Source organism: Streptomyces flaveolus (assembly GCF_000716535.1).
GTDB lineage: Bacteria > Actinomycetota > Actinomycetes > Streptomycetales > Streptomycetaceae > Streptomyces > Streptomyces flaveolus_A.
The window spans coordinates 113,251-125,993 of sequence record NZ_JNWV01000007.1 but is presented as its reverse complement, the minus strand read 5'-3'; the positions used below and the strand labels follow the sequence as shown (position 1 = coordinate 125,993).

Annotated in this window: 11 protein-coding genes; 5 read left to right on the top strand and 6 right to left on the bottom strand. The window is 73.3% G+C overall.

Going from position 1 to position 12,743, the window contains the following annotated elements:
* Nucleotides 1-133 precede the first annotated feature (133 nt).
* The 3 genes from OO52_RS09345 to OO52_RS09335 form a co-directional block, all read right to left on the bottom strand.
* On the bottom strand, nucleotides 134-1,252 hold the full coding sequence (locus tag OO52_RS09345) for a lipid II:glycine glycyltransferase FemX (protein WP_030642961.1): 1,119 nt from the start codon (nucleotides 1,250-1,252) through the stop codon (nucleotides 134-136).
* 111 nt (nucleotides 1,253-1,363) lie between these two features.
* A complete protein-coding gene (locus OO52_RS09340) occupies nucleotides 1,364-2,131 on the bottom strand; it encodes a metallophosphoesterase family protein (protein WP_030642963.1) in 768 nt (255 codons plus the stop codon).
* A gap of 49 nt (nucleotides 2,132-2,180) precedes the next feature.
* Nucleotides 2,181-5,192 carry an FAD-binding and (Fe-S)-binding domain-containing protein gene (locus OO52_RS09335; RefSeq protein ID WP_051818310.1) on the bottom strand — a complete coding sequence of 1,004 codons (3,012 nt, stop codon included), beginning with the start codon at nucleotides 5,190-5,192 and terminating at the stop codon, nucleotides 2,181-2,183.
* A gap of 156 nt (nucleotides 5,193-5,348) precedes the next feature.
* On the opposite strand from OO52_RS09335, the gene serC reads away from it, so the two are divergent.
* Nucleotides 5,349-6,467, top strand: coding sequence for a phosphoserine transaminase (gene serC / locus OO52_RS09330; RefSeq protein ID WP_030642967.1), 1,119 nt, complete (start codon nucleotides 5,349-5,351; stop codon nucleotides 6,465-6,467).
* Nucleotides 6,468-6,574: 107 nt separating this feature from the next.
* Here serC and OO52_RS09325 read toward each other — a convergent pair whose 3' ends face one another.
* On the bottom strand, nucleotides 6,575-7,555 hold the full coding sequence (locus OO52_RS09325; protein ID WP_030642969.1) for a hypothetical protein: 981 nt from the start codon (nucleotides 7,553-7,555) through the stop codon (nucleotides 6,575-6,577).
* Between the two features lie 122 nt (nucleotides 7,556-7,677).
* Here OO52_RS09325 and OO52_RS09320 point away from each other — a divergent pair, with 122 nt between their 5' ends.
* Together OO52_RS09320 and OO52_RS09315 are read left to right on the top strand one after the other, a co-directional pair.
* On the top strand, nucleotides 7,678-8,352 hold the full coding sequence (locus tag OO52_RS09320) for an SGNH/GDSL hydrolase family protein (protein ID WP_030642971.1): 675 nt from the start codon (nucleotides 7,678-7,680) through the stop codon (nucleotides 8,350-8,352).
* Between the two features lie 97 nt (nucleotides 8,353-8,449).
* On the top strand, nucleotides 8,450-9,046 hold the full coding sequence (locus OO52_RS09315) for a Uma2 family endonuclease (RefSeq protein ID WP_030642973.1): 597 nt from the start codon (nucleotides 8,450-8,452) through the stop codon (nucleotides 9,044-9,046).
* Here the strand turns inward: OO52_RS09315 and OO52_RS09310 are convergent.
* The gene (locus OO52_RS09310; protein WP_030642974.1) at nucleotides 9,043-10,152 is read right to left on the bottom strand and encodes a hypothetical protein; all 1,110 of its coding nucleotides are present in this window, start codon (nucleotides 10,150-10,152) and stop codon (nucleotides 9,043-9,045) included. The genes OO52_RS09315 and OO52_RS09310 overlap by 4 nt on opposite strands.
* A gap of 195 nt (nucleotides 10,153-10,347) precedes the next feature.
* On the opposite strand from OO52_RS09310, the gene OO52_RS09305 reads away from it, so the two are divergent.
* A complete protein-coding gene (locus OO52_RS09305) occupies nucleotides 10,348-10,833 on the top strand; it encodes a carboxymuconolactone decarboxylase family protein (protein ID WP_030642975.1) in 486 nt (161 codons plus the stop codon).
* A gap of 120 nt (nucleotides 10,834-10,953) precedes the next feature.
* The gene (locus OO52_RS09300; protein WP_030642976.1) at nucleotides 10,954-11,946 is read left to right on the top strand and encodes an aldo/keto reductase; all 993 of its coding nucleotides are present in this window, start codon (nucleotides 10,954-10,956) and stop codon (nucleotides 11,944-11,946) included.
* Nucleotides 11,947-12,149: 203 nt separating this feature from the next.
* Here the strand turns inward: OO52_RS09300 and thpR are convergent, their stop codons facing one another.
* Nucleotides 12,150-12,722: an RNA 2',3'-cyclic phosphodiesterase gene (gene thpR, locus OO52_RS09295; protein WP_030642977.1), complete on the bottom strand. Its 573-nt coding sequence runs from the start codon at nucleotides 12,720-12,722 to the stop codon at nucleotides 12,150-12,152.
* Nucleotides 12,723-12,743 lie beyond the last annotated feature (21 nt).

Sequence of the window (12,743 nt, the reverse complement as noted above, 5' to 3'; positions counted from 1 at the left end):
TGGGTCTGCCGGGAGGTGTGTCGCTGAGGACGCCCGGGCGTACGCCTCATGCCCCTTCGCGTCCCCGTTCCCGTACGCGTGCCCGCTCCCGTACCCGAAAGCTGGGAGTTCGGCCAAGAACCTGAGAGCGACCTCAGCGGCGGGCCATATACATGTCGAAGGCCTTGTGCAGCAGCCGGTTCAGCGGGAAGTCCCACTCCCCCGCGTACTCGACGGCCCCACCGCCCGCGCCCACCTTGAAGCGGAGCAGGCCGAGCAGATGGTTGGACTCCTCCAGGGTGTCGGTGATGCCCCGGAAGTCGTAGACGTGCGCGCCCAGTTCATGGGCGTCGCACATCATCCGCCACTGCAGGGCGTTGTTGGGCTGCACCTCGCGCTTGCGGCTGGTGGAGGCGCCGTAGGAGTACCAGACGTGCCCGCCGACGATCAGCATGGTGGCCGCGGCGAGGACGTCCCCGTCGTGGTGGGCGAGGTAGAGCCGCATCCGATCGGGGTGCTCCGCGGTGAGCGCGGTCCACATGCGCTGGAAGTACGGCAGGGGGCGCGGGATGAAGCGGTCGCGCTCGGCGGTCTCGGCGTAGAGGTCGTAGAAGACCGGCAGGTCCTCCGGGCCGCCCCGGACGATCTTCACGCCCGCCTTCTCGGCCTTCTTGATGTTGCGCCGCCACTGCTGGTTGAGCCCGCGGTGGATGTCCTCCAGGGACCGGCCCGCGAACGGGATCTGGCACACGTAGCGGGGCTGCCCGGCGGCGAACCCCTCCTCCCCGCCCGGCTCGGTCTGCTGCCAGCCCATGCCGCGCAGCCGCTCGGCGAGGTCCAGGCCCCGCTCGCACGACGTCGCCGGCACGTCGCGCAGCCGGTGCGCGCCGGGGTCGGCGATCGCGGCCTTGACCGCCTCCGGGCTCCACCGCCGGGCCACCACGGGCGGCCCCATCTTCACCGAGAAGGCGCCCCGGGCCTTGAGGTGGGCCAGCATCGGCTCCAGCCAGCGCTCCAGGTCGGGCGCGTCCCAGTCGATCACGGGCCCCTCGGGGAGGTAGGCCAGATACCGCTTCACCCTGGGCAACGGCCGCAGCAGCACCAACCCGGCCCCCACGAGCCGCCCGTCCGCCTCGAACCATCCCAGGCTCTCGGCCCGCCAGTCCGGTTTCACGTCCCCCCACGACGGCACCTGCATGTGGCTGACCGAGGGCCGCTCCGCCACGAAGGCGAGGTGCTCGGCACGGGTGAGGGGACGGAGGGTGAGCGACATGGGCGGGGCTCCTTCAAGGGCGAGGCCGGTTCCACGACGACGACACCGGCGTTCCTGACGGCGGTTCCCATGACGATGCCGAGGGCCGTGAAGATCGCGGGTGTCCTCACCCTACGAAGCGCACCGCCCGTCCTTCGGTCCCCACGCCTCCAGCACGTCCGTGTCCGTCGCCCGGGCGTACAGGAAGTGGTCGGCCCAGGCGGCGATGTCCGGGTAGGCGCACTCCCGGGCCAGCCGGGCCACCGCCGCCGGAATGTCGTACGGCGTCACACGCAGGTCGGTCCCGGGGCCGAGGAGGCACCAGTGGGCGCCCGGACGGCCGTAGGGCATGCCGACGCTGCCGGGGTTGACCACCAGGCGGCCGTGGGCCAGGCGGACGTACGGCATGTGGGTGTGGCCGCAGACGACCGTGCCGACGTCGGGCGGCAGGCCGGTGAAGACCTCCGTCCAGCGGGCCGGGCGCGAGTCGACCAGGACCAGTTCCTCGTCGTCGCGCGGGGTGGCGTGGCAGAAGAGGACCGGGCCGAGGCCGCGCACGCGCAGGGTGCGAGTGCGTGGCAGGGCGGCCAGGAAGTCGACCTGGTCCGGGCGCAGCGCCCGGGCGGCGTACGGGCCGATCGGGTCCGGGATCTCCGTGCGCTCGCCCCGCCGGTACTCCACCAGCTCCCGGTCCGCGTTGCCGCCGATCCACAGCACCCGGTCGCCCTGCTCGCGCAGCAGGTCCAGCACCTCGGCCGGCTGGGGGCCCGCCGTGATGTCCCCGGTGAGGACGATCCGCTCGGCCGCGGCCACCTCGGGCTCCGCCAGGACCGCCTCCAGGGCGGGCAGCACGCCGTGGATGTCGGACAGCACGGCCAACCGCGTGTACTCCTGGGTCATTCGGCACCCCCGACCAAGACTGCGAACCCGCGGCGCCTGTAGCCCCGCCTCACTCCGCACCCCCCGCACGCCGGTCCAGCGCCTCGGCCAGTACCTCCGCCAGGTGCCGGCCCCGGACTCCGGCGAGTTGGCCCAGCTGGGTGCGGCAGGAGAAGCCGTCCGCCAGGATCACCGTGTCCGGCGGGGCCTGCCGTACCGAGGGCAGGAGCTGTTCCTCCGCGCAGGCCCGGGAGATCTCGAAGTGGCCTTTCTCGAAGCCGAAGTTGCCCGCCAGTCCGCAGCAGCCTCCGCTCAGGTCGCCGGTGAGGCCGGCGGCGGTGCGCAGCCGGCGGTCGGGGGTGTCGCCGAGCACCGCGTGCTGGTGGCAGTGGGTCTGGCCGGCGACCGGGCGGTCGACGGCGGGCGGGGTCCAGTGCGGGGCGTGCCGCTCCAGGGTCTCGGCGAAGGTGTGGACGGCGGCGGACAGCCGGGCGGCGCGCGGGTCGTCGGGCAGCAGGTCCGGGAGGTCGGTGCGGAGGGCCGCGGCGCAGCTCGGTTCCAGGACGACGACCGGGACCCCGGCCCGCAGCACCGGTTCCATCAGGTCCAGCGTGCGGCGCAGAACCGTGCGGGCGCGGTCGAGCTGGCCGGTGGAGACGTAGGTCAGTCCGCAGCAGACCCGGGCCCGGCGGGCCGCGAGCAGCGCGGTCGCCGCCCTGGTCCTGCCGTCGGCGATCGCTCCCCGGCGCAGCAGCAGCGTCGGCGGCAGGGCCACGCGCAGCCCGGCGGCCTCCAGCACCCGCACGGCGGCCCGGCCGGCGGACGGCGCGAAATGCTCGGTGAAGGTGTCCGGCCAGAGAACGACCAGGTTTCCGGCGCCCGGCTCGGGCAGGCCGCCGGCACCCGGTGCGGGCGGGTCCCCCGCGCTCCCAGCCCTCGGCCCTCCGGCAGCCCCGCCTCCAGCAGGCCCCCGGCCGCGCCACCACCCCGTGAACGTCCGCGTCGCCAGTCGCGGGATCTCCCGTTCCGGTGTGATCCCGGCCAGCCGTTTGCCGAGGCGGGCCAACGGGCCCACCCGGGCCAGGGCGTTGAGCAGCGGAGCCGTCCGCGTGCGGGCGGCCCAGCGGAGCCATTCCGGGAGCCGGCCCATGGTGTGGTGGGCGGCGGGGCGGCGGCGGCCGGCGTAGTGGTGGTGCAGGAACTCCGCCTTGTAGGTGGCCATGTCGACGCCGACCGGGCAGTCCGAGCGGCAGCCCTTGCAGGACAGGCACAGGTCGAGGGCGTCCCGGACCTCCGGGGACCGCCAGCCGTCGGTGATCAGCTCGCCCGCGAGCATCTCGTGCAGCAGCCGGGCCCGGCCGCGGGTGGAGTGCTCCTCCTCGCCGGTGGCCCGGAAGGAGGGGCACATCACGGCGGGGCCGGCCGCCGTGGTCGTACGGCACTTGGCGACGCCGACGCAGCGGCGGACGGCCGCGGCGAAGTCGCCCCCGTCCGCCGGGTAGCCGAAGGCGACGTCGACCGGGCGGCCCGGCAGGACGGCGAAGCGGAGGTTGGAGTCGAGCGGCGCCGGGCGGACCAGCATGCCGGGGTTGAGCAGGTCGTCGGGGTCCCAGACCGCCTTGGCCCGCTCGAAGAGCCGTACCGTCTCCTCGCCGTACATGCGGGGCAGCAGTTCCGCGCGGGCCTGCCCGTCGCCGTGCTCCCCGGACAGGGAGCCGCCGTGGGCCACCACCAGGTCGGCCAGTTCCTCTGAGAAGCGGCGGAAGCGGCCGACGCCTGCCTCGGTGAGCAGGTCGAAGTCGATGCGGACGTGGATGCAGCCGTCGCCGAAGTGGCCGTACGGCGTGCCCCGCAGGCCGTGGGCGGCGAGGAGAGCGCGGAAGTCGCGCAGGTAGGCGCCGAGCCGGGCCGGTGGCACCGCGCAGTCCTCCCAGCCGGGCCAGGCCTCCGTGCCGTCCGGCATCCGGGTGGCCGTGCCGGACGCGTCCTCGCGGATGCGCCACAGGGCCCGCTGGTCCGCCGGGTCGGTGACGACCAGCGCGGACACGGTGTCGGCGGCGCGGACGACGTCCTCCGCACGCGCGCGTGCCTCCGCCGCCGTCCGCCCGCCGGTCTCCACGAACAGCCAGGCGCCTCCCGCGGGCAGCCCCGCGCCGGCCGGCACCAGGTCGGCGGCCATGCCCTCCACCGTGAGCGGCCGCAGCGGCAGCAGGCCGGCGGCGGCCTCGGCGGCCGCGCTCTCGTCGGGGTACGCCAGCACGGCCAGGGCACGCGCGCGCGGGGCCTCGACCAGGCCGACCACGGCCTCGGTGAGGATGCCCAGGGTGCCCTCCGAGCCGCAGAAGGAGCGGGCGACGTCCGCGCCCTTCTCCGGCAGCAGCGCGTCCAGCGCGAACCCGGAGATGCGGCGGGGCAGGTCCGGGAAACCCGTGCGCAGCCGGGCGAGTTCGCCCTCGGCCAGCTCTCGCAGCCCGTCCGGGGCGCCCGCCCAGCCCGGCCCGAGCCGCAGCCGCCGCCCGCGCGCGGTGATCACGGACAGCTCCCGCACGCTGTCCGCGGTCGTGCCCCAGGCGACCGAGTGGGAGCCGCACGAGTTGTTGCCGATCATCCCGCCGAGCGTGCACCTGCTGTGCGTGGACGGGTCGGGGCCGAACCGCAGCCCGTGCGGTGCTGCGGCCTCCTGGAGCCGGTCGAGCACCAGCCCCGGCTGCACCACGGCCGTGCGGCTGCCCGGGTCCAGCTCCAGCAGGCCGGTCATGTGCCGGGTGAAGTCCAGCACGACGCCGGTGCCGGTGGCCTGCCCGGCGATCGACGTGCCCCCGCCCCGCGCCACCACCGGCACCCCGCGCGCCCGGCACACCTCCAGCACGGCGGCCACGTCGTCCGCGTCCCTGGGGGCCACGACCCCGAGGGGGACGCGCCGGTAGTTGGAGGCGTCCATGGTGACCAGCGCCCGGGCGGTGGCGTCGAACCCGACCTCGCCCCGCACTGCCTCGCGCAGCGCACCGGCAAGCTCGGTGACGCCCGCGCCCGCAGCCCCGGCACCTCCGGCGGCCCCCGCGACACCCGCTCGATCCCTCATGCGTCCAGGATGCATCCGCTCACGCACGGTCACCGCATGTTTTCCACAGGCCCGCGCGTATCGTCGTACAACCTCACAAGTCCACGTCCCGGTGATCTCGTCTCATCGAACGGACACGTCTCCACCTCGCTCTCCGCCACGGGCTAACCTCGTCCCGTGGCCGACATCCAGATTCCCGCAGACATCAAGCCCGCCGACGGACGCTTCGGCGCCGGCCCCTCCAAGGTGCGCACCGAGGCGCTGGACGCCCTCGCCGCCACCGGTACCTCCCTGCTGGGCACCTCCCACCGGCAGGCGCCGGTGAAGAACCTGGTCGGCAAGGTCCGCGAGGGCATCTCCGAGCTGTTCTCCCTCCCCGAGGGCTACGAGGTCGTCCTCGGCAACGGCGGCTCCACCGCCTTCTGGGACATCGCCACGCACGGCCTGATCGAGAACAAGTCGCAGCACCTGAACTTCGGCGAGTTCTCCTCGAAGTTCGCCAAGGCCGCGAAGCTGGCGCCCTGGCTGGCCGAGCCCACGGTCATCGCCTCCGAGCCCGGCACCCACCCGGAGCCGCGGGCCGAGGCCGGCGTCGACGTCTACGCCTTCACCCACAACGAGACCTCCACCGGTGTCGCCATGCCGATCCGGCGCGTGGCCGGCGCCGACGAGGGCGCGCTCGTCCTCGTGGACGCCACCTCCGGCGCGGGCGGCCTCCCGGTCGACATCGCCGAGACCGACGTCTACTACTTCGCCCCGCAGAAGTCCTTCGCCTCCGACGGCGGCCTGTGGATCGGCGTCTTCTCCCCGGCCGCGATCGAGCGCGCCGAGCGGATCCACGCCTCCGGCCGGCACGTCCCGGAGTTCTTCTCTCTCCCCACGGCGATCGACAACTCCCGCAAGAACCAGACGTACAACACCCCGGCCCTCGCCACCCTGTTCCTGCTGAACGAGCAGCTCGAGTGGCTCAACGGCCAGGGCGGCCTCGCCTGGTCCACGGCCCGTACGAAGGACTCCTCGACCCGGCTGTACACCTGGGCGGAGGAGGCCAAGTACGCCACCCCGTTCGTCTCCGACCCGGCCAAGCGGTCGCAGGTGATCGGCACGATCGACTTCTCCGACGAGATCGACGCCGCCGCCGTCGCCAAGGTGCTGCGCGCGAACGGCATCGTGGACACCGAGCCGTACCGCAAGCTCGGCCGCAACCAGCTGCGCGTCGCGATGTTCCCGGCGATCGACCCGGCGGACGTCGAGGCGCTGACGAAGTGCGTCGACTACGTGATCGAGAAGCTCTGACCGTCCCGGACACGGTTGACCGAAGGGGCGCCCGGCACCGCCGGGCGCCCCTTCGCCGTCACTGCCGGGTCTCCCTGCCGGGCCCGTCGGGCGAGCCTCGCCCCCGTTCAGCCGCGGCGCATCCGGCGCAGGCCGAACAGGGCCGCCACACCGACCACGACGATCACGGCACCGACCTTGAGGCTCCCGCCGCCGCCCTTGTCCGCCGAGGCGTCCGAACCCCCCTTGGCCGAGGATGACCCGGCGTCGGGCCGGTCGGGCGCGTCGACGGCCTGTACGGCGCTGTCGGCGCCCTCGCTGCCGTACATCAGCTTGGTGCCGTCGGCGGAGTACGACACGGACTCCCCCTGCCCCTGCAACGGGACCTCCAGACGCCCCTCGCGCTTGATCCGGCCGCCGTTCCAGCGGTAGTGGATGCCGCCGAAGTAGCCGCGCACGGCGAGGTCCCGGCCGTCCGGGGAGAAGGCGGCGTCGGTGGCCCAGAGGTCCACGGCGGCGATGGGCTTGAAGACGTTCGCGCCCGAGGTGGAGAGGGTGGCCGGGCCCTCGTACAGGTGCCCGCCGTCCTCCTTCTTGTCGATGATGTAGACGCGTCCGGTCTTCGGGTGGACGAGCAGCGACTCGGCGTCGCGCGGCCCGTCGGAGTACTTCACGACGTACTGCGTGGCCGTGACCGTCTGGTCCGTGAGGTTCTTCGGCTCGGGCAGCCGGTAGATCCACACGTAGGGCCACTTGCCGCCGAAGTTGTCGCCGATGTCACCGACGTAGATCTCGTTGTGCGGGCCGATGGAGATGGCCTCGACGTCACGCGGGGAGCCGATCCCGCGCAGGGTGATCCGGGCGACCGTCTTCCCGGTCGCGCTGTCCACCGCGTAGAGGTAGGGCCCGTCGTCGCTGTCGTTGTGCGTCCAGTAGATGCCGGGGTGCAGCCGGGAGGCGGCGAGCCCGCTGGACTCGGTGATCCGTGGGTCCTTGAGGGTGAACCCCTGGTCGCCCGCCCCGTCGGCGGTTCCGTCGGCGGCGGAGGCGGGCAGCACGCAGGCACCGGCGAGCAGCACCCCGGCGAGGACGGCGAACGATCGACGCATGCCCCAAGCCTGCCATTCCCGCCGGGGGTTCAGGACACGCGGCCACCGGGGACCGGGGGACGTGGTCCGCCTCACAGTCACCACCGGCCCCAGGTGTCACGGAGATCGTCCATCATGACCGGATGCTTAGGTTCATGCCCGTGGGCGACTCCATGACGATCGGGAGCGCGGGCGAACACACATGGCGTTACCGGCTGTGGCAGCACCTGTGCGTGGCGTACGGCGGCCCGTGCACCTTCGTCGGGCCGCGCGAGACGTTGTACGACAAGCAGGCCGACGCCCCGACGTCCCTCGCCTACGCCGAACCCGGCTTCCCGCGCGCCCACCTCGCGGGCTGGGGCGAGGGCTGGCTGCACATGGCCCCGCTGATCGGCGACGCGGTGCGCGCCCACCGCCCCGACGTCCTCCTGGTCTCCCTGGGCCTGATCGACCTCGGCTTCTACACCAACGCCGAGCAGACCGCGGAGAACGTACGGGCCTTCGTGGCGGGCGCCCGGGAGGCGGACCCGCGCATCCGGATGGTGCTGCTGCCGGTCATCCCGAACATCCGGGCGGCGGCCGACGCGCCCTTCGCCGAGCAGGTCGACCGGTTCAACGTGCTGCTCGCCAAGGCGGTCGCCGACCTGGACGAACCCCGCTCACCGCTCCTGCTCGCCTCGCCGCCGGAGGGGTACGACATCCACACCGACACCTACGACGGCACGCATCCCAACGCGCGCGGGGAGCACCTGATCGCGGAGGCGTTCGCGGGGGCGATGCGGGAGGCGTGGGGGGTCGGCGGGGTGTACGTGGCCTGATCGCTTCGACCGGATTCCGGCGCGTCCCGGCCGGGGTACGTATCGTTGTACCGCGCGGCCGCACTCTTCCGGGGAGCGGCCGGGGAGGAGCGCCACGATGACCGTCCTGGAAGACAGGATCGAGATCAAGATGGCTGATGCCAACACCACGCGCTTGGACGAGTGGTTCGAGCGGCTTGAGCGGATGCCCGTCCCCGACGGTTACAAGGTCGAGGTCGTGGGGGGCGATGTCTTCATGACGCCGCAGCGGGACGTCCACTGGCAAACCATCCGCGAGATCCTCTGGGCGCTCGAAGACCGCTTCGGGAGGCGCTCCGCGCGCGTCTTCTCGGACGTCCGCATCGACTTCCCCGGCAACGGGAACGGCTTCTGCCCCGACGTGGCCAAGTTGCGCGAAGGCGCGGCGAGGGACGACGACGGGCGCTGGCGTCACGAAGACGTGGAATTCGTCGCCGAGGTGGTCTCGAAGGGGACGGCCCACAACGACTACGGGCCCAAAAAGACCGCGTACGCTCGCGCAGGGGTCCCGGTATACCTCGTCGCCGACCCGTACCAGGGCAGGTGCCATGTGTACACGGAGCCCAAGAAGGGCGAGTACACCTGCGAGATGCGCGTCGATTACGGCACCGACGCCGACCTCACGACAACTCCGCTCGGCCTCACCCTCAGGACCGCCGACTTCCCCCGCGACTAACCCCGCTCCCACACGTACAACGCCTCCCCCGAGTCCGCCGGCGTCACCCACCTGCCGTCGCCCAGGGTGGCCATGGGCGGCCGGATGCCGACCGGTACCGGGTAGTCGACCTCCACCGGTGTGCGCGCCCCCGCCATGCCGAGGAGCCAGTGCCGCCCCTCCCCCCACTCCTCGTCGGCCTCGACGGTCGAGCAGATCAGGGTCGTCCCGTCGAGGAAGCCGCCCGCCCAGTCCCAGTAGGGAAGCGCCTCGTCGTTGTCCGGCTCGGCCTCGGGGTGCCGGGGGACGGCCGTCCCGGCGTCCCACTCCAGGCCCTCCGGCACCGAGCCGTCGGTGTCGCGGACCGCCAGGGTGTCCTGGTCGTGGGTCACCGTCAGCAGCCGCTCGCCCGAGGGGCTCACGCCCATCAGGGTCAGATCGCCCGCGACGTGACGGACGGACAGCTCCGTCCCGTCCCAGCGGCCCCAGCGCAGCGGCGCCCCGTCCTGGCCCTCCCCGATGCTCAGCCCCATCTGTCCGGGATCCACCGGGTGCGGCAGATGGAAGCTGCCCGCCGCCGCGGCCTCGGCGTCGGCCCGCGCGAGCACCCGCCCGTCCCGCGCGTCCAGCAGCAGCCACTCGTCGACGACGTCCGGGCCCAACTCCCCCACCGCCAGCGGCGCGCGTAGGTGCGCCCACACGTACGCCCCGTCCACGGAGAACCCGGCGGAGCCGCCCTCCGGGTAACGGTGGTCGGCGCGGTCGCCGTACTCCTCGTACGACGTGTGCTGTTCGCGGCAGGCGCCGTACCAGCAGCCGTGCCGGACCTCCCAGCGCGTCGCCCCCGACGGCTCCACCGCCCGGACCGCGTGCACGCCCGCGAACACGGCCAGGCTCGCGTCCGGCGCCACCGCCCATGTCCCGCGCCGGCGCGGCCAGGGCGCGGGCAGCCGCACCCGGTCCCCCGCCGGCGCGAAGGCGTCGTCCAGCGGCTGGACCCAGAGCGCGTCGTCGCCGCGCTGGGCGAGCAGGCGGCGGCCCGGCGGGCCGAGCAGTTCGGGGACGTCCGCCTCCGCGGACGGCAGGAGTGCGGGGACGACGGCACGGAGCCGGGCAGGGACGGACACGTGACTCTCCAGGGGTGATGCGGCTGCGCGCACCCTACGGCACCCCTCCGACACCACGTCGGCCCGGCGGTGGGGGTGGCGTGGGTCACACACCCGCCGTTGTCACACCGGCGGGCCGGCCGGCATCTCGTGGTCGACAGGACGCCGCGCCGACGACGTGGCGCGGTACCGACTCCTTCCGATGAGGACCACGACATGGAACCCCGTCTCAACCTGATGAAGAACGACCTGGGCGCGAAGCTCGGCAAGCGGTTCGCCGACGTCAGCCTCGGGATCATGCAGTCGACGCTGCCCCGGTCCACCCAGGAACTGGTGATGCTGCGCGCCAGCCAGATCAACGGCTGCGGTTTCTGCGTCGACCTCCACACCAAGGAGGCCGCGGCGGCCGGCGAGACCGCGGTCCGCCTCCACCTGGTGGCCGCCTGGCGCCACTCCACCGTGTTCACCGAGGCCGAGCGAGCCGCGCTGGCCCTCGCCGAGGAGGGCACCCGGATCGCCGACGCCCACCCGGGCGTGTCCGACGAGACCTGGGCCGAGGTGCGCAAGCACTACGACGAGGAGCGGACCACGGCGCTGGTCTACCTGATCGCCATGATCAACGCGGCCAACCGGCTCGGCGTGCTCGTACACAACCAGGGCGGCTCCTACGACCCCGGCATGTTCGGCGACCTGTCGAGCTGAACGGCTCGTACGTCGCGTGCCGGGGCAGGCACGCCCTCGCCGGCCCCGGCGCGCGTTCCCGACAGCGCTTGCCCCGGCGCTCTTGCTTCGAGCGCACTCCAAGCCGTTGGCTGGTGGACCATGGAGTACACGCAGCTCGGACGCACGGGACTCAAGGTCAGCCGACTCGTCCTCGGCACGATGAACTTCGGTCCGCAGACGGACGAAGCCGACAGCCACGCGATCATGAACGCGGCGCTGGACGCGGGCATCAACTTCTTCGACACGGCCAACGTGTACGGCTGGGGCGAGAACAAGGGCCGGACCGAGTCCATCATCGGCAACTGGTTCGCCAAGGGCGACGGCCGCCGCGACAAGACCGTCATCGCCACCAAGGTGTACGGCAACATGGCCGCCGACGGCGAGGCCTGGCCCAACCACGACAAGCTCTCCGCGCTGAACATCCGGCGCTCGGTGGACGCCAGCCTGCGGCGGCTGAAGACGGACCACATCGACCTGTACCAGTTCCACCACATCGACCGGGACACCTCGTTCGAGGAGATCTGGCAGGCGATCGACGTCCTCGTCCAGCAGGGCAAGATCCTCTACGCCGGTTCCAGCAACTTCCCCGGCTACAAGATCGCCCAGGCGAACGAGATCGCCGCCCGCCGCGGCGGCACCATCGGCCTGGTCAGCGAGCAGTGCCTGTACAACCTGGCCGAGCGCCGTGCCGAGATGGAGGTCATCCCGGCCGCGCAGGACTACGGCCTCGGGGTCATCCCCTGGTCGCCGCTCCACGGCGGCCTGCTGGGCGGGGTCATCAAGAAGGAGGTCCAGGGCGGTCGCCGCGCCTCCGGCCGGGCCGCGGACACCCTCAAGGACCCGGCGGCCCGCGCGCGGATCCAGGCCTACGAGGACCTGGTCGACAAGCACGGCCTGGAACCCGGCGAGGTGGCCCTGGCCTGGCTGCTGACCCGCCCCGGCGTGACGGGCCCGATCGTCGGCCCGCGCACCGCCGGACAGCTCGAGTCGGCCCTCAGGGCGGTCGAGCTGGAGCTCGGCGAGGAGTTGCTGGCCGGCCTGGACGAGATCTTCCCGGGCACGGGCCCGTCGCCGGAGGCGTTCGCCTGGTAAGCGCCCCGAGGGGGTGGCGGGGCCGCATGCGGCATGCGGCCCCGCCGCGAGGGCGCGACCGGCCGAGGACGGCCCGCAGCCGCCCCCCGGGCGTACCCCCCGACGGCTACCTGACAGCCGACGCCAAGGCCACCACCACGAACATCAACACAAGCGCACCGGCCATGATCCGGTTCCGGGTTTTCGGGTCCACGTATGCGAGACTAACCGGCCCCGCCCAGTGCCCACCGCTCGACCACCTCGTACCGCGGCTGCTCGCCCGGCACCCCGGACGCCGGCAGACGGCTGCGCACCAGCGCCAGGTCGGCCACGGTCCAGGTCCCGCCGGCGAACTCCGCGAGGGCCGTCACATACGGCCGTACGTCCACCGCGTCCCGGCTGCGGGCCAGCGTCAGATGGGCCTTGTAGCGCCGGTGTTCCCCCATCGGCACCCCGGCCTTCCGCGCCGCCGCCTCCGCCCGGTCGGCCAGCAGCCGCAGCGCCTCCACGTCCCCCCGGGCGCCCGTCCACAGCGCGCGGCCCCGGCCGAACTGGCCGCCGCCCGCGAGCGCGAGCGGGAAGGGGGCCGTACGGTGGGCCGCTCGGGCCAGGCGGTCCGACAGGGCGGGTACGACGTCCTCGGCGACCTCGCCGTAGAACGCGAGGGTGAAGTGCCAGCCGGGGCGTGCGGTCCAGCGCAGCCGGTCGGCACCCGGTAGCCGCCTCAACCGGGCCACCTCCGCGGCGAGTTCCTCCACGACGTCCCCGGGGGGCAGTACGGCGGCGAAGAGTCTCATGCACCTCACGATCCCAGACCC